This window comes from Dechloromonas denitrificans, assembly GCF_020510685.1.
GTDB classification, from domain to species: Bacteria; Pseudomonadota; Gammaproteobacteria; order Burkholderiales; family Rhodocyclaceae; genus Azonexus; species Azonexus denitrificans_A.
Map to the genome: position 1 here is coordinate 4,436,384 of NZ_CP075185.1, position 15,800 is coordinate 4,452,183.

Consider the following 15,800-nt stretch of genomic DNA (forward strand, 5'->3'; position numbering starts at 1 on the left):
GATACAATCAACGCAAGGCGCGTGCCACTCACTGTAATTCTTGCTTTTATCGATATGAATCAATACATTCGCCGCGGCTGGCCGATGCCCCCGCGCGGTTTGGCCGGGACCGCAAAGTGATTAGCAAAATTGCAGAGTGGAAATCAAGATTACACCGCCATTCATCGTTCCACCGGCCCTCACGCCACGCCAACCGGCTCCTGCCGCTCACCCTAGAATCAACGAATGACTACGTCCAGAATCATTGACCTGATCAGCTGCCACAGCGGTTGCGTATCCCCGGCGGCAACCCTGGGCGAAGCTGCGGCACTGATGATCGACAAACGTATTTCCTCGGTGATCGTCGTCGATCATGGGCAGGCCGTCGGCATTCTGACCGAAGGCGACCTGCTGCACGCGATGCGCGAGCATCGGGCGATGCAGATCCCGGCCAGCGCGGTGATGACCTCGCCGGTCCATTGCGTCCCGGCCGCCACGGATTTTCGCGAGGCCTACCGCACCGGCGCCCGCCTCGGCATACGCCACATCGTCGTCACCGACGAAAACGGACTGCCGGTCGGCGTCGCCAGCGAATCTGAATTCCGCCGCCACCTCGGGCCGGACTTCTTCCGCCATCTGAACGATGTCGACGCGTTGATGGACCGCCTGTTCCCGCGCCTGCCGCCCGACGCCTCGCTCGATGCGGCATTGGGCGCCATGGAAGCCTCCCGGGCCAGCTGCGCCGTGGTCGTCGACGGCCGGCGGCCGGTCGGCATCCTGACCGAGCGCGATGTCGTCCGGCTGTTTTTGAAAGCCGAAGACAATCCGCCACTTTCCGAGGTAATGACCCAACCGGCCATCACCATCGGCGAGCATCATTCGCTGGCCGAAGCCGCGGCAAAAATGAACGAATGCGGCATTCGCCATCTGGTCGTGGTCAACGCGGCCGGCCATGCCGTCGGCCTGCTCTCCGAACACACGCTGATGCGCCCGCTGGAAATCGATCTGGTCGACGATGCCCTGGCCGAACGCCTATCGCTGACCGAGTCGCGCGACTCGGCGCTGTTGCGCACGGCGCGCAACGAGCGCTACCAGCGCGCCCTGCTCGACAATTTCCCGTTTCCGGTCTGGCTCAAGGACACCGAATCGCGCTTTCTCGCCGTCAATCGCTATCTGGCCGAGGCGCTCGACCAAGCCTCGAACGAGGACCTGATCGGCAAGACCGACCTGCACTTCTCGCCCCCGGAACTGGCCGCCCGCTACCAGGCCGACGACAGCGAAGTGATGACCGGCCGGTGCGCCAAGATCATTCACGAGACGCTGCTCGTGCATCAGCGACCGGTTTGGCACGAAACCTACAAGGCGCCGGTGGTCAGCGACGATGGCCGACTGCTCGGCACGGTCGGCTTCGCCCATGACATTTCCGGTAAAAAGCGCTCCGAGGAAGCGATGCTGCTGCGCAATGCCGCCTTGGCCGGGCAGATCCGCGGCGAACCGCTGGGCGGCATCCTGGAGCTGATCGCCCTGTCGATCGAGGCTGAAATGCCGGACTGGCGCTGCGCCATCCTGCTCGCCGACACGGCGGAAAAACAGCTGACCTGCGGTGCCGCGCCGCGCCTGCCGGAGGCCTTTATCAGCGCCATCGACGGCACACCGATCGCCGAGGGCGCCGGCCCGTGCGGCACCGCTGCGGCACGGCGGGAACGGGTCGTGGTCGAGGATATTTTTGCCCAGACGGGGTGGACAAACTACCAGGACCTGGCCCGGCGGAGCGGCTTCGTGGCCAGCTGGGTGGAACCGGTGATCGGCCCGGAAGGCCAGCTGCTCGGCACCTTTGCCGTCTATCACCAGGCTCCGGCCCGGCCACGCGACGAAGACCTCGCGCTGCTCACCCAGGCCAGCCAACTGAGCGGCCTGGTCATCGCCCATCAGCGCGGCACGACGATGCTGGCCAGCAGCCTGGAGACTTTCCGCGGCATTTTCGACAGCGCCAGCGATGCCCTCGTCGTCATCGGCGAAGACCGCAGCTTCCTCGACGCCAACAAGATTGCCGAACAAATGTCCGGCCACCCGCGCGCCATGCTGATCGGCCGCCATTACCGCGACTTCAGCGCAGCGGGCCTGAACGACCACACGATCATCGAGGGCTACCTGGCCGAAGCCTTTGCCGGCCAGCCGCAAATTTTCGAATATTGGAGCCAGAGCGCCGACGGCCGGACTTTTCCCATCGAAGTTCGCCTGCAGCGCGGCAGCTATTTCGGCCGCGCGGTGCTGATCGCCTCGATCCAGGATATCGGCGAGCGCAAGAACGTCGCGCTGCGCCGGGAAATCGAGCATGACCTGGCCCAGGCGCTGGCCAGCGGCCTGGCACGCGAACAGGTGTTCGAGATCATTCTGCAGGCCGCCTTGCGCTTCCACGAATTCGACGTCGGCGGCATTTACTGGCGGCGCCCGGATGGCGGCTATCGGCTGATGGCCGAGAGCGGTTTTTCTCCGGAATTGATTGGCCAGACCACCGACTACGAACCGGACAGCCAGCAGGCAGCAATCATCGCGGCCGGCCAGTTGATCTGCCGATGCAGTTCGGTCAGCCGACACTGCCGGGAAAATGCCCTGTTCGACGCGCAGCAGATGCAATCGGAGGGCCTGCATTGCCTGGCCGTGCTGCCGATCATGGTCGGCGATCAGGTACTGGCCTGTCTGAATCTCGCCGGGCACCTGAGCACGCAGATTTCGTCGACCACCTTGCAATCGCTCGAAGCCCTCGCCACCAGCTTCGGTCAGACGCTGCTTCGCCTCGCCGCCCAGGAAGAAGCGCTGCGCCACCAGCAGAACCTCAGTGGCCTGTTCGATGCGCTGACCGATTTCCTGTTCGTCATCGACCACGACGGCAAGATCGTTCATTACAACCAGGCGGTTACCGGAAAACTCGGCTACGGCCCGGAAACCCTCAAGGGGCGGCCGATTACCGCGGTGCACCCGGAAGATTGCCGGGCCATGGCCGGCCAGGCGGTCGCCGAGATCGTCGCCGGCACGCGTTCCTCGTATGCCCTGCCGATCCTGCGCAGCAACGGCGACACGGTGATGGTCGAGACCCGCACCGTCAGCGGCCGCTGGAACGGGCAACCGGCCATCTTCGGTGTCGCCCAGGACATCAGCGAGCGGCTGATCGCCGAGGAGCGCCAGAAACTGGCAGCCAGCGTCTTCGACAACGCCCACGAGGGGATCATGATCACCGATCCGCAGGGCCGCATCGTCGAGGTGAACACCACCTTCAGCGAACTGACCGGCTACACCCGGGCCGAGGCCGTCGGCCAGACGGCCGACCTGCTCAAATCCGGCCATCACGAAGACAATTTCTACCGGCAGATGTGGCTGACCATCCGCGACGCCGGCTACTGGCGCGGCGAAGTCTGGAACCGCAAGAAATCGGGCGAGATTTTCGTCGAATTGCTGACCATCTCGACGGTGCGCAACCGCCACGGCGACATCTCCCACTTCGTCGGCATCTTTTCCGACATCACGCTACTCAAGCAGCATCAGGAACGCCTCGAGCATCTGGCCCATTTCGACGCGCTGACCCAGTTGCCCAACCGCATGCTGCTCGGCGACCGGATGCAACTGGCGATGGCGCAGGCCAAGCGCAACAACAAGGTGCTGGCCGTCGGCTACCTCGATCTCGATGGCTTCAAGCCGGTCAACGACCTCTATGGCCATTCGACCGGCGACCGCCTGCTGGTCGAAGTGGCGCAGCGCCTGAAAACCTGCATCCGCGGCGGCGATACCGTGTCGCGGCTGGGCGGCGACGAATTCGTGCTGCTCTTCTCCGAACTCGACAGTGTCCATGAGTGCGATCACGCCATCGCCCGCGTCATCTCGACGCTGACCCACCCGTTCCAGATCGGTGGCCACACGATCCAGATTTCAGCCAGTATCGGCGTCACCCTTTTCCCGCAGGACGGCTCCGACTCCGACACGCTGCTGCGCCATGCCGACCAGGCGATGTATGCCGCCAAGCAGGCGGGGCGCAACCGCTTCCATCTCTTCGACCCGGAAAACGACCGCCGTGCCCGGGCCCGCCGCGACGAGATCAGCCGCATCCGCCAGGGGCTGAACGATGGCGAATTCATGCTGCACTACCAGCCCAAGGTCAATATGCGGGTCGGCACGGTGATCGGCAGCGAAGCGCTGATCCGCTGGCAACACCCGGAACTCGGCCTGTTGCTGCCGGCCGAGTTCCTGCCCGCCATCGAGGGCAGCGAACTGTCCATCGAACTCGGCGACTGGGTGATCCGGGAAGCGCTGCACCAGCTCGAACAATGGAGCAGCCAGGGGATCAACCTGACGGTCAGCATCAACATTGCCGGCAACCACCTGCAACACCCGGGCTTTACCCAGCGTCTGGCCGAGTTGCTGGCGGCCTGCCCGAGCGTTTCACCGGCCTTGCTCGAACTCGAAATTCTCGAAACCGCGGCGCTCGAAGACATCGCGCTGGCCGCCGACATTTTCGCCGAGTGCCGAAAACTCGGCGTCAGCTTCGCGCTCGACGATTTCGGTACCGGTTACTCGTCGCTGACCTATTTCCGCCGGCTGCCGGCCGACGTGCTGAAGATCGACCAATCCTTCACCCGCAACATGCTCGACGATCCGGACGACCTGGCCATCGTCGAAGGCGTCATCGGCCTGACGCACGCCTTCCAGCGCAAGGTGATCGCCGAAGGGGTGGAAACCGTCGAACACGGCCTGGTGCTGTTGCTGCTCGGCTGCGACCTGGCCCAGGGCTACGGCATCGCCCGGCCAATGCCGGCCGCCCAGTTGCCGGCCTGGGTGAGCAGGTTCCGCCCGGACGAGCTGTGGAGTTCGGCCACCGCCTTCCGCTGGTCGCGCGAGGATCTGCCGATGCTGATCGCCGAGGTCGAACACGGCCGCTGGAAGAAAAATCTCTTTGCCTGCCTCGACGACCCGAGCGGCACCACCCCGGCCCCGAACAGCGACCACGACAGTTGCCGCTTCGGCCGCTGGTACCACAGCACGGGCAGCCAGGTGTATGCCGGAATCGACGGTTTCATCGCCCTGGAACAGATCCACGTCCGCATCCACGAAATCGGCAATCAGCTGCTCAAGGCCCGCCGCGGCGACCACCCGGCGGACAGCGGGCAGTTAAGGCAGGAACTGGAGGCGGCCAGCCTCAGCCTGAGCGAATGCCTGCATTCGATCCAGGCCGAATTGCTGATCTCGGCTCAGACCAGCAGGCGGTAAGCCGGCGCATTGAGGGCGCGCACGGCGGCCAGCAGCGCGTCGATCGCCTTCGGCCGGACGAAGCCGGCCCGCCAGGCGAGGGCGACCCGGCGCGACGGCTCGGGCGGACGGAACGGAATGATGCTGATCAGTTCGCTGCTGTACGGTTGCCCGAGCGCCCCTTCCGGCAACACCGACACGCCGAGCCCGGAGGCCACCATGCAGCGTATCGTGCCGATCGAATGGCCGAGCCGGACATCGGTTTCCGGGCTGCTCACCTGCGGACAGGCATCGAGCACCTGATCGCGAAAACAGTTGCCGGCTTTCAGCAGCAGCACCTCGGTGCCCTCGACTTCCTCCGGACTGATGCACGCCTTGCCCTCCCAGGCATGGCCGCGCGGCACGACGACCTTGAACGCCTCGTCGTAGAGCGGCCGGGTCAAGACGCCGGGAATGTCGAAAGGCAGCGCGATGATCGCCACATCGACCGCGTTGTCGCGCAGCATCTCGGCCAGGCTTGCCGTCATCGTTTCCTCGATGGCCAGCGGCATGCCCGGCGCCACCCGGTTCAGCGACTGGATCAACTGCGGCAACAGGTAAGGGCCGATGGTGTGAATGACCCCGAGGCGCAACGGCCCCGCCAGCTGATCGCGGCCGCACATCGCGATCTGGCGCACTTTTTCGGCTTCCTGCAAGGCCCGTTGCGCCTGCTCGACGACTTTCACCCCGACCTGGCTGGGACTGACGAAGCCCTTGCCGCGCTCGAACAACTGCACGCTCAACTCATCCTCGAGGCGGGCGATGGCCACACTCAAGGTGGGCTGACTGACGGAACATCGTTCGGCCGCCCGGCTGAAGTTTCCCTCCTGCGCCAGGGCAACGATGTAACGCAATTCAGTTAGGGTCATACCGGGACTCCGCTCGACATCGGGGGATCTAATATCCCTAGGCACTATAGGGAAATCCTATAGGTGCCATATTAAAAACCGATAATATTCATTGACTTGGATCAATCTTAGCATGGTCGACACGGGGAAAATGCGGCAACCGAGCTTTTTAACCGAGGGGACCAAAACCATGCAACGTACCGTTCTAGCGACCGCCATTGCCCTGATTTCCAGCTTTGCCATTCACACCGCCGCCCAGGCTGCCGACGAACCGATCCAGCCGATCAAGCCGGCCGCCAACATCAATCTGGGCATGGTCGAACTGGGCAAGAAGCTCTATTTCGACCCGCGTCTGTCGAAGTCGGGCTTCATCTCCTGTAACTCCTGCCACAACCTATCGATGGGTGGCACCGACAACATCCCGACCTCGATCGGCGACAAGTGGCAGCAGGGGCCGATCAACGCCCCGACGGTACTGAACTCCAGCCTGAACCTCGCCCAGTTCTGGGACGGTCGCGCCGCCGACCTCAAGGCGCAGGCCGGCGGTCCGATCGCCAATCCGGGCGAAATGGGCTTCACGCACACGCTGGCCATCGGGGTTCTCGAATCGATTCCGGCCTACGTGCGCGACTTCAAACAGGTCTTCGGCAAGGCCAAGATCGACATCGACCAGGTGACGCTGGCCATCGCCGAGTTCGAAAAGACGCTGGTGACCCCGAACTCCCGCTTCGACCAGTGGCTGCTCGGCAAGAAGGATGCGCTGACCAAGGACGAACTGGCCGGCTACGCACTGTTCAAGGACAGCGGCTGCGTCGCCTGTCACAACGGCGAAGCCGTCGGCGGCAATTCCTTCCAGAAGATGGGCGTCGTCGAGCCGTACAAGACCAAGGCAACGGCCGGCGGGCGGGCCGATGTGACCGGCAAGGATGCCGACCGCTTCAACTTCAAGGTGCCGACGCTGCGCAACGTCGAAATGACCTATCCGTACTTCCACGACGGCGCCGCCAATACGTTGGCGGAAGCGGTCGACACCATGGGGCGCCTGCAACTCGGCAAGAAATTCACCAAGGATGAAAACGCCAAGGTCGTCGCCTTCCTGAAAACCCTGACCGGCGACCAGCCGAGCTTCACGCTGCCGATCCTGCCGCCGTCTTCCGACACGACGCCGCGCCCGACGCCGTTCGCCAAATAAGCCGCCCGAGCGCGCTGGAACGGGGGCTGCGGCCCCCGTTTTTATTGGCTGCGTTTGTTTGATTCCCGTCAATCTGCCGGTACACTTGCGCGTTCATAATTTGCCACTGATTTATTTCGGTTTTCCCCTGATGCTTGAAGCTGACAATCTGGAATGCGTGCGCGGCGAGCGCCGCCTGTTCGCAGGCCTCGGCTTTCGGCTGGAAGCGGGGGAACTGCTGTATCTGCAGGGCAAGAACGGCTCCGGCAAGACCAGCCTGTTGCGCATGCTGATCGGCCTGTTGCCGCCGGAAAACGGCGAAATCCGCTGGCAGGGCCAAGACATCCGCAAACTGTCGGAAGAATATCGGGCCGAGCTGTGCTATCTCGGTCATCTGAACGCCATCAAGGAAGAATTGACGCCGCTCGAAAACCTGCTGGCCGCCGCCCGTCTGGCCGAGGAAACGCTCAGCGAGGACGAAGCGATCGATGCGCTGGAGCAGGTCGGCCTGGCCGGGCGCGAAGATCTGGCCTGCAAATATCTGTCGCAAGGCCAGAAGCGGCGCGTCGCGCTGGCCCGGCTGGTCACTGAAAAACGCCCGCTATGGATCCTCGATGAACCTTTCGTTGCCCTCGATGTGGCGGCCGTCGACTGGCTGGCCGGCATCATTTCCGGCCACCTCCAGCGCGGCGGCATGGCGGTGATGACCACCCACCAGCTGGTCACCATCCCGGCCGGCCAGGTCCGCGAATTGCGGCTCTCCTGATGTTGAAGATTGTCATGGCGGTGATCGGCCGCGATCTCAAGCTGGCCATGCGGCGACAGGCCGATATCGTCTCAGCGCTGTTCTTCTTCGTCATCGTGGTCAGCCTGTTTCCGCTCGGCATCGGCCCGGAACCCGACCTGTTGCGCAAGCTGGCCCCCGGCGTGCTGTGGGTCGCCGCGCTGCTGGCGACCATGCTGTCGCTGCCCCGGCTGTTTGCCGATGATCATCGCGACGGCACGCTGGAACAGCTGGCGCTCGCCCCACACCCGCTTGGTCTGGTGGTTACCGGCAAAGTGATCGCTCACTGGCTGGTCTCCGGCCTGCCGCTGGCGCTGATCGCCCCGGTGCTCGGCATCCAGTTCGATCTCTCGGCCGATGCGCTGCTCGTGCTGACCGGCGCCATCCTGCTCGGCACCCCGGCGCTGTCCGGCATCGGCGCCATCGGCGCGGCGCTGACGCTGGGCCTGCGCGGCGGCGGCGTGCTGCTTTCGCTGCTCGTGCTGCCGCTCTACATACCGGTGCTAATATTCGGCGCTGGCGCAGTGGATGCGACGGTGACCGGTCTCGGGGGGGAAGGTCACCTTTCCCTGCTCGCCGCCATTACTTTTGCTTCTGTTGGCTTCGCCCCCTGGGCATCGGCCGCTGCCTTGAAGATTGCCCTCGAATGAAAGACCGCTTCAATCTCTACCGCTTCGCCTCGCCGGCGACCTTTTACCCGCTGGCCGGCGCGCTGATTCCCTACTTTTTCGCTGTTGCGGTGGTCTTCGGACTGGCCGGCCTGTATCTCGGCATGCTCGTCGCGCCGACCGACTTCCAGCAGGGCGAGGGCTACCGGATCATCTTCATCCACGTCCCGGCCTCCTGGATGTCGATGTTCATCTATCTGGTGATGGCCGGCTGGGCCGCCATCGGCCTAGCCTTCAACACCCGGCTGTCAGGCATGATGGCCCAGGCGCTGGCGCCGACCGGTGCGCTGATGGCCTTCCTCTCGCTATGGACCGGCGCCCTGTGGGGCAAGCCGATGTGGGGCGCCTGGTGGGTCTGGGATGCCCGGCTGACCTCCGAACTGATCCTGCTCTTCCTCTATATCGGCTACATGGCCCTGACCGCCGCGATCGACGACGCCCGCCGGGCCGACAAGGCCGGCGGCCTGCTGCTGCTGGTCGGCGTGGTCAATGTGCCGATCATCTATTTCTCGGTGAAGTGGTGGAACACGCTGCACCAGGGCTCGAGCGTCAACCTGACCAAGTCGTCGATGGCCGAAACGATGCTCTGGGGCATGCTGCTGATGGCCATGTGCTTCTGGATGTATTCGATCGCCGTCGCGCTGATGCGCGCCCGCACCATCATGCTCGAACGCGAGCGCCATACCGACTGGGTCAAGGCCGTGCTGACCGGAGGTGAAAAGTGATGATCCACTGGAACAGTTTTGCCGACTTCATCGCCATGGGCGGCTACGGTTTTTACGTCTGGGGCTCGTTCGGCGCCACCGCCTTGATCATGGCGATTGAACCGATTGTCGTCGTCCGCAATCGAAGGACCACCATCGCACGCTTGCAGCGCCAACTGCGCGCTGAAAACCGCGCTGAAAACAGGAACACCGCACAATGAAATCGCGTCACAAGAAACTCGCCCTGATCGGCGGCGCCCTCGCCGTCATCGGCATCATCGCGGCGCTGGTCCTCAATGCCCTGAACAGCAACATCGCCCTCTACATCACGCCGACCGAAGTGGCGGCCGGCAAGGCGCCCCAGAACAAGCTGTTCCGCATCGGCGGCCTAGTCAAGGAAGGCAGCATCCAGCGCCAGGCGGACGGCGTGACGCTGCGCTTCGTCATTACCGATACCGAAAAGGACATCGTGGTCGATTACAAGGGCATCCTTCCCGACCTCTTCAAGGAAGGCAAGGGCGCCGTGGCCCAAGGCAAGCTGACTGCCGCCGGCACGTTTACGGCGACCGAAGTGCTGGCCAAGCACGATGAAAACTACATGCCGCCGGAAGCCGCCAAAGCGGTCGACGATGCCCAGGCCCGCGCTGCCGGCAAGCATGTTTCCCCCTCTACCTCTGGCGACCAGCCGAAAGCGAGCTACTGAGCATGATCCCGGAAATCGGCCATTTCGCCCTCATTCTCGCCACGCTGGTCGCGCTGCTGCTCGGTACGCTGCCGCTGATCGGCGCCCACCAGAACCGCGGCGCCTGGATCGCCGTCGCCCGTCCGGCGGCGACCGCGATGGCGCTGCTCATCACCTTCTCCTTCGCCTGCCTGGTCCAGGCCTTCGTCGCCAACGACTTCTCGGTGGTTTACGTCGCCCAGCACTCCAATTCGCTGCTCCCGGTCGAATACCGGATGGCCGCTGTCTGGGGCGGCCATGAAGGCTCGCTGCTGCTGTGGATGCTGATGCTCTCCTGGTGGGCCTTCGCCGTCCGCGTCTTTTCCGGCGACCTGCCGGAAGCGATGATTGCCCGTGTGCTCGGCACGCTCGGCCTGGTCGCCTTCGGCTTCCTGCTCTTCATCCTGTTCACTTCCAACCCCTTCGACCGCCTGCTGCCTGGCGCCGCCGAAGGGCGCGACCTCAACCCGCTGCTTCAGGATCCTGGGCTGATCATCCATCCGCCGCTGCTCTACATGGGCTACGTCGGCTTCTCGGTGGCCTTCGCCTTCGCCATCGCCGCGCTGCTCTCCGGACAGCTTGACGCCGCCTGGGCGCGCTGGTCGCGGCCATGGACGACGGCCGCCTGGATTTTCCTGACGCTGGGCATCGCCATGGGCTCATGGTGGGCCTATTACGAACTCGGCTGGGGCGGCTGGTGGTTCTGGGATCCGGTCGAAAACGCCTCGTTCATGCCCTGGCTGGTCGGCACGGCGTTGATCCACAGCCTGGCGGTTACCGAAAAGCGCGGCAGCTTCAAGAACTGGACGGTGCTGCTGGCCATTTCCGCCTTCTCGCTGTCCCTGCTCGGCACCTTCCTGGTCCGTTCCGGCGTGCTGACCTCGGTGCACGCCTTCGCCACCGATCCGACGCGCGGCATCTTCATCCTCGTCTTCCTGGTTGCCGTCATCGGCTCCTCGCTCGCACTGTTCGCCTGGCGCGCCCCGAAAGTCGGGCTGGGCGGGCGTTTCGGGCTGGTCTCGCGGGAATCCCTGCTGCTCACCAACAACGTGCTGCTGGTCGTCGCCTGCGCCACCGTGCTGCTCGGCACGCTCTACCCGCTGCTCATCGATGCGCTCGGCGTCGGCAAGATTTCGGTCGGGCCGCCGTACTTCAACGCCGTCTTCGTCCCGGTGATGACGCCGATCCTGTTCCTGATGGCCGTCGCCCCCTTCGCCCGCTGGAAAGCGGCATCGATCCGCGAGATTTTGCGCACCTTGCGCTGGGCCATGCTCGCCGCGCTGCTCGTCGCCATTGCCGTGCCGCTGCTCTACGGCCACTGGTCGGCGCTGACCGGCCTCGGCATCCTGCTCGCCACCTGGATCACCCTCGGCGCCGTGCTCAATTTCGTCGAACGGGTGCAGCGTACCCGGGCCGGCCAGTCCTTCCTGCGGGCTGCCCTGAAACAGCCGCGCAGCTTCTTCGGCATGCATCTAGCCCATATCGGCATCGCCGTCTTCGTCGTCGGCGTCACCATGGTGATGAGCTTCGAGCAGGAAAAGGACATCAAGATGGCGCAGGGCGATACCGTCGAGGTCGCCGGTTACAGTTTCACCTTCAATGGCGTCAAGACCGTCGAGGGACCGAACTACGTGGCCGCCCAGGGCGATTTCGATCTGGCCATCAACGGCAAGGTGCAGCGCAAGATGAACCCGGAGAAGCGCAACTATCATTCGTCGGCCATGCCGATGACCGAGGCGGCGATCGACGCCGGTTTCCTGCGCGACGTTTATGTCTCGCTCGGCGAACCGATCGAGCGCGACAAGCCGGAAGGCGAATGGGCCGTGCGCGTCTATTACAAGCCCTTCGTCGACTGGATCTGGGCCGGTTGCATCCTGATGGCGCTGGGCGGCCTGCTGGCCATGCTCGACCGGCGCTATCGCGTCAAATCCCGCGCCGCCTCGGCGGTCAAAACTCCGGCTGGAACTCAACCCGCATGAATCGTTATTACTGGATCCTGGGTGCCTTCGCCGCCCTCGTCGCCCTGCTCGCCGTCGGCCTCGGCCTGAATCCGCGCGACGTGCCTTCGCCGCTCGTCGGCAAGCCGGCACCGGCCTTCACACTGAAGGTTCTCGGCACACCGGACAAGACCTTCAGCCCGCAGGACCTGCGCGGCAAGGTCTGGCTGATCAATGTCTGGGCTTCGTGGTGCGTCTCCTGCCGGGCCGAGCATCCGGTACTGGTCGAATTCTCGAAGCAGAAAGCCGTGCCGCTGATCGGGCTGAACTACAAGGAAGTGCGCGGCGACGGCGCGTTCGACATGAGCAAGATGCCGGCCGACGACGAAAAGAAGCTCGCCGACCAGCGGGCCAACAAGTGGCTGGCCGAACACGGCGACCCGTACACGCTGACCGCGATGGATCTCGATGGCCGCGTCGGCATCGATTACGGCGTCTATGGCGTGCCGGAAACCTACGTCATCGACAAGGCCGGGGTCATCCGCATGAAGCATACCGGCCCGATCACGCCGGATGTGCTGGGTAAAAAAATCATGCCCTTGCTGGCAGAGCTGAATAAATGATCGTCCGCGCCCTGATTTTTGCCCTGCTGTTCGGCTCGACCGCCGCCATCGCCTCGAGCGCCACGGAAGCGGCCCTGGCCGCCGATCCGGTGGCCGAAAAACGCCTGCAGGAAATGTCCGCCGAGCTGCGCTGCCTGGTCTGCCAGAACCAGACCATCGCCGACTCCAATGCCGAGCTGGCCCAGGATCTGCGCCGCGAGATTCGCGGCATGATCAAGGAAGGCAAGAGCAATACCGAGATCATCGACTTCATGGTCGTCCGCTACGGCGACTTCGTCCTCTACCGGCCGCCGCTCAAGGGCATCACGCTGCTCCTCTGGGGCGGCCCGCTGGCCCTGATGCTGTTCGGCCTCTTCATGCTGCAGCGCTACCTGCGCCGGCGAGCCGGCCGTCTGGCCGATGAACGTCCGCTGTCCGCCGATGAAGCCAGCCGCGCCGAAGCGCTGCTCAAGGAACCCGATACCAAATGACCCAGTTCGCCATCTACGCCACCCTGCTCATCGTGGTCGTCGCCGCTTTCGTGTTGCCGCCGCTCTGGCTGGGCCTGCGCCCGAACAACAAGAAAATCGACCGCCAGGAAGCCAACCTCGCCATCTTCCGCGACCAGTTGGCCGACCTCGACCGCGAAAAATCCGACGGCACGCTGGCCGCTGCCGATTTCGATCAGGCACGGAGCGAATTGCAGCGGCGGCTGGTCGAAGAGGTGCCGAGCGAAGGCAACGCCGCCACGCCGCTCGCCGTCCAGGGGCCGAGCCGCAAAACCGCCATCGCCGTGTTGCTGCTGATGCCGATCCTGGCTCTGCTCGCCTACGGCATTCTCGGTAACCCGAAAGCCCTCGACCCGGCGCAGACCGCCAGCCCGGCCCAGATGACGCCGGAAAAAATCAACGCCATGGTGGCCAAGCTGGCCGAGCGCATGCAGGCCAATCCGGACGACATGCAGGGCTGGCTGATGCTGGCCCGTTCGTACAAGACCATGGGCCGCTACGAAGAAGCTGCGGCGGCTTACGGCAAGGCCGAGAAGGCCATCAACGACGACCCGGAACTGCTCGCCAGCTATGCCGAAACACTCGCCATGGCAGCCGGCAAAGGCCTGACCGGCAAACCGCAACAACTGGTCAACCGGGCCCTGAAACTCGACCCGAACAATGGCCACGCGCTCTTCCTGGCCGGTGCCGCCGCCATGGAAGCGGGCGACAGCAAGCAAGGCATCGCCTACTGGGAAGCCCTGCTGCCGCAGGTCGAACCGGGCTCTGAGATCGACCAGATGCTGCGCAGCGGCATCGACAAGATGAAACAGGCGAAATAGGGCGGATTCGATGGTCGACGTCAGCCGCCGCGGTTTCCTCCGTGGCCGGCCACGCCCCAAGGCCGAAATCCGGCCCCCCTGGGCGCTCGCCGAGGCGGCTTTCATCGACCGCTGCACGCGCTGCAACGACTGCCTGCCGGCCTGCCCGCAGGCGATTCTGATCGCCGGCGACGGCGGCTACCCGACGGTCGATTTCAGCCGCGCCGAATGCACCTTCTGCGGCGAATGCGTCAAGGTCTGCCGACCGCAGGCGCTGCTCCGCGACGACAGCCGGGTGCCATGGACCATCAAGGCGCTCATCAGCGACCTTTGCCTGGCCCGCCGGGGTGTCGAATGCCGGGTCTGCGGCGATTTCTGCGACGTCCGGGCGATCCGTTTCACGCCCCGCCTCGGCGGCAGCCCGCTGCCGGAGATCGCGACCGAGCAATGCACCGGCTGCGGTGCCTGTCTGGCACCTTGCCCGAGCCAGGCCATCGCCATCCGTTAAATCACGGTTCCTTTCACAACATCGGTATGCGTGTTGTGCTTAAATTGCCCTGATTCCCCCGCTCACCGGAGACCACAGAAGATGACCCAACAAAAATTCCGCCTCGTCACCCGCAGCGATTTCGACGGCCTGGTTTGTGCCGTGCTGCTCAATGAACTGGACCTGATCGACGACATCAAGTTTGTCCATCCGAAAGACATGCAGGATGGCAAGATCGACATCACGGCGCGCGACATCACCACCAATCTGCCCTATGTTGCCAACGCCCATCTGGCTTTCGACCATCACCTGTCGGAAACCATTCGCAATAGCGGCGAGCGCAAGAATCACATCATCGAAGCGGATGCCCCGTCGGCGGCGCGGGTCGTCTATAACTACTACGGTGGCAAAAAGGCCTTCCCGGCGGTCGCCGACGACATGATGGCGGCGGTCGACAAAAGCGACTCGGCGCAATTCAGCCGCGATGAAATCCTCAAGCCGACCGGCTGGGTTCTGCTCAATTATCTGATGGATGCCCGCACCGGGCTGGGCCGCTTCCGCGAGTTCCGGATCAGCAACTACACGCTGATGATGGATCTGATCAAATACTGCCGCAATCACGGCATCGACGAGATCCTGGCGCTACCGGACGTCAAGGAGCGGGTCGAGCTGTATTTCGAACAGTCGGAAAAAGCCAAGGATCAGATCCTGCGCTGCAGCACGGTGTACAAGAATCTGGTGGTCCTCGACCTGCGCCATGAGGAAACGATCTGGGCGACCAATCGCTTCATGATCTACGCGCTGTTCCCGCAGACCAATATTTCCGTCCATGTCCTGTGGGGCGTCCAGAAGCAGAACACCGTGCTGGCCACCGGCAAATCGATTCTCGACCGGGGGAGCAAGACCAACGTCGGCGAATTGATGCTGCAATACGGCGGCGGCGGCCACCAGGCGGCCGGTACCTGCCAGGTCGCCAACGACCAGGCGGAAGCCACGCTGAGCGCGCTGATCGCGCGGATCAACGCCGACGGTTGATCAGACTTCGGGCGGGGCAGGCGGAATGAGCGGCGGCGGTGAAAAGCCCAGTTCGAGCATCTCCGCCTCCAGCTTGATGCGCAAGACCAGCAAGCCCTGCAGGCTGGAGCGCGCCTTGTCCGCCGCCCAGGTATCGTGATGGTCGCGCAGACAGGCATCGATTTCATGGCGATTGCCCAGGTCGACCCGGCAAATGGCCGCGTAGCGACGAATCTCGTGATCGAGATCGGCCAGTTCGCGTTCATAATGTTCAAATCCACTCATGGCTTCAGGATACG

At 64.0% G+C, this 15,800-nt stretch carries 15 protein-coding genes; 13 read left to right on the plus strand and 2 right to left on the minus strand.

Translation table 11 applies throughout. From position 1 onward, the window contains the following. Positions 1-225 precede the first annotated feature (225 nt). The gene (locus KI611_RS21115; protein WP_226417614.1) at positions 226-5,238 is read left to right on the plus strand and encodes an EAL domain-containing protein; all 5,013 of its coding nucleotides are present in this window, start codon (positions 226-228) and stop codon (positions 5,236-5,238) included. On the opposite strand, the gene KI611_RS21120 is transcribed toward KI611_RS21115, so the two are convergent. Next, positions 5,220-6,125, minus strand: coding sequence for a hydrogen peroxide-inducible genes activator (locus KI611_RS21120; RefSeq protein ID WP_226417615.1), 906 nt, complete (start codon positions 6,123-6,125; stop codon positions 5,220-5,222). The two genes, KI611_RS21115 and KI611_RS21120, sit on opposite strands and share 19 nt — an antisense overlap. Positions 6,126-6,294: 169 nt before the next feature. Here KI611_RS21120 and KI611_RS21125 point away from each other — a divergent pair, with 169 nt between their 5' ends. The 12 genes from KI611_RS21125 (at position 6,295) to KI611_RS21180 (ending at position 15,522) form a co-directional block, all read left to right on the plus strand. Further along, positions 6,295-7,296, plus strand: a complete 1,002-nt coding sequence (locus KI611_RS21125) for a cytochrome-c peroxidase (protein ID WP_226417616.1) — start codon at positions 6,295-6,297, stop codon at positions 7,294-7,296. Between the two features lie 130 nt (positions 7,297-7,426). After that, positions 7,427-8,041, plus strand: a complete 615-nt coding sequence (gene ccmA / locus KI611_RS21130; protein ID WP_226417617.1) for a cytochrome c biogenesis heme-transporting ATPase CcmA — start codon at positions 7,427-7,429, stop codon at positions 8,039-8,041. Further along, positions 8,041-8,709 carry a heme exporter protein CcmB gene (gene ccmB / locus KI611_RS21135; RefSeq protein ID WP_226417618.1) on the plus strand — a complete coding sequence of 223 codons (669 nt, stop codon included), beginning with the start codon at positions 8,041-8,043 and terminating at the stop codon, positions 8,707-8,709. The genes ccmA and ccmB overlap by 1 nt, the downstream gene beginning before the upstream one ends. Then, complete coding sequence (ccmC, locus tag KI611_RS21140) at positions 8,706-9,452, plus strand: heme ABC transporter permease CcmC (RefSeq protein ID WP_226417619.1); 747 nt, start codon at positions 8,706-8,708, stop codon at positions 9,450-9,452. The genes ccmB and ccmC overlap by 4 nt, the downstream gene beginning before the upstream one ends. After that, complete coding sequence (gene ccmD / locus KI611_RS21145; RefSeq protein WP_226417620.1) at positions 9,452-9,652, plus strand: heme exporter protein CcmD; 201 nt, start codon at positions 9,452-9,454, stop codon at positions 9,650-9,652. The genes ccmC and ccmD overlap by 1 nt, the downstream gene beginning before the upstream one ends. Next, complete coding sequence (gene ccmE, locus KI611_RS21150) at positions 9,649-10,134, plus strand: cytochrome c maturation protein CcmE (RefSeq protein ID WP_226417621.1); 486 nt, start codon at positions 9,649-9,651, stop codon at positions 10,132-10,134. The genes ccmD and ccmE overlap by 4 nt, the downstream gene beginning before the upstream one ends. Positions 10,135-10,136: 2 nt before the next feature. After that, entirely contained in the window at positions 10,137-12,131 is a 1,995-nt protein-coding gene (locus KI611_RS21155; RefSeq protein WP_226417622.1) for a heme lyase CcmF/NrfE family subunit, read from the plus strand. Beyond that, positions 12,128-12,712 (plus strand): DsbE family thiol:disulfide interchange protein, encoded by a 585-nt coding sequence (locus KI611_RS21160; RefSeq protein ID WP_226417623.1) that lies wholly within the window; start codon positions 12,128-12,130, stop codon positions 12,710-12,712. The genes KI611_RS21155 and KI611_RS21160 overlap by 4 nt, the downstream gene beginning before the upstream one ends. Next, the gene (locus KI611_RS21165; protein WP_226417624.1) at positions 12,709-13,182 is read left to right on the plus strand and encodes a cytochrome c-type biogenesis protein; all 474 of its coding nucleotides are present in this window, start codon (positions 12,709-12,711) and stop codon (positions 13,180-13,182) included. The genes KI611_RS21160 and KI611_RS21165 overlap by 4 nt, the downstream gene beginning before the upstream one ends. Further along, on the plus strand, positions 13,179-14,021 hold the full coding sequence (ccmI, locus tag KI611_RS21170; RefSeq protein ID WP_226417625.1) for a c-type cytochrome biogenesis protein CcmI: 843 nt from the start codon (positions 13,179-13,181) through the stop codon (positions 14,019-14,021). The genes KI611_RS21165 and ccmI overlap by 4 nt, the downstream gene beginning before the upstream one ends. Before the next feature lie 10 nt (positions 14,022-14,031). Then, positions 14,032-14,508, plus strand: a complete 477-nt coding sequence (gene napF, locus KI611_RS21175) for a ferredoxin-type protein NapF (protein ID WP_226417626.1) — start codon at positions 14,032-14,034, stop codon at positions 14,506-14,508. An 81-nt stretch (positions 14,509-14,589) separates the two neighbouring features. Continuing rightward, a complete protein-coding gene (locus KI611_RS21180) occupies positions 14,590-15,522 on the plus strand; it encodes an exopolyphosphatase (RefSeq protein WP_226417627.1) in 933 nt (310 codons plus the stop codon). Here KI611_RS21180 and KI611_RS21185 read toward each other — a convergent pair whose 3' ends face one another. Beyond that, positions 15,523-15,786 (minus strand): hypothetical protein, encoded by a 264-nt coding sequence (locus KI611_RS21185; protein ID WP_226417628.1) that lies wholly within the window; start codon positions 15,784-15,786, stop codon positions 15,523-15,525. Positions 15,787-15,800: the final 14 nt, after the last annotated feature.

Excerpts from the sequence above, each read along its gene's own strand:
- ccmB (WP_226417618.1), top strand. The coding sequence starts at position 8,041 with ATGTTGAAGATTGTCATGGCGGTGATCGGCCGCGATCTCAAGCTGGCC.
- KI611_RS21160 (WP_226417623.1), top strand. The coding sequence starts at position 12,128 with ATGAATCGTTATTACTGGATCCTGGGTGCCTTCGCCGCCCTCGTCGCC.
- KI611_RS21185 (WP_226417628.1), bottom strand. The coding sequence starts at position 15,786 with ATGAGTGGATTTGAACATTATGAACGCGAACTGGCCGATCTCGATCAC.
- KI611_RS21125 (WP_226417616.1), top strand. The coding sequence starts at position 6,295 with ATGCAACGTACCGTTCTAGCGACCGCCATTGCCCTGATTTCCAGCTTT.
- KI611_RS21165 (WP_226417624.1), top strand. The coding sequence starts at position 12,709 with ATGATCGTCCGCGCCCTGATTTTTGCCCTGCTGTTCGGCTCGACCGCC.
- ccmD (WP_226417620.1), top strand. The coding sequence starts at position 9,452 with ATGATCCACTGGAACAGTTTTGCCGACTTCATCGCCATGGGCGGCTAC.
- ccmA (WP_226417617.1), top strand. The coding sequence starts at position 7,427 with ATGCTTGAAGCTGACAATCTGGAATGCGTGCGCGGCGAGCGCCGCCTG.
- KI611_RS21120 (WP_226417615.1), bottom strand. The coding sequence starts at position 6,125 with ATGACCCTAACTGAATTGCGTTACATCGTTGCCCTGGCGCAGGAGGGA.
- KI611_RS21155 (WP_226417622.1), top strand. The coding sequence starts at position 10,137 with ATGATCCCGGAAATCGGCCATTTCGCCCTCATTCTCGCCACGCTGGTC.
- ccmC (WP_226417619.1), top strand. The coding sequence starts at position 8,706 with ATGAAAGACCGCTTCAATCTCTACCGCTTCGCCTCGCCGGCGACCTTT.
- ccmI (WP_226417625.1), top strand. The coding sequence starts at position 13,179 with ATGACCCAGTTCGCCATCTACGCCACCCTGCTCATCGTGGTCGTCGCC.
- KI611_RS21115 (WP_226417614.1), top strand. The coding sequence starts at position 226 with ATGACTACGTCCAGAATCATTGACCTGATCAGCTGCCACAGCGGTTGC.
- KI611_RS21180 (WP_226417627.1), top strand. The coding sequence starts at position 14,590 with ATGACCCAACAAAAATTCCGCCTCGTCACCCGCAGCGATTTCGACGGC.
- napF (WP_226417626.1), top strand. The coding sequence starts at position 14,032 with ATGGTCGACGTCAGCCGCCGCGGTTTCCTCCGTGGCCGGCCACGCCCC.
- ccmE (WP_226417621.1), top strand. The coding sequence starts at position 9,649 with ATGAAATCGCGTCACAAGAAACTCGCCCTGATCGGCGGCGCCCTCGCC.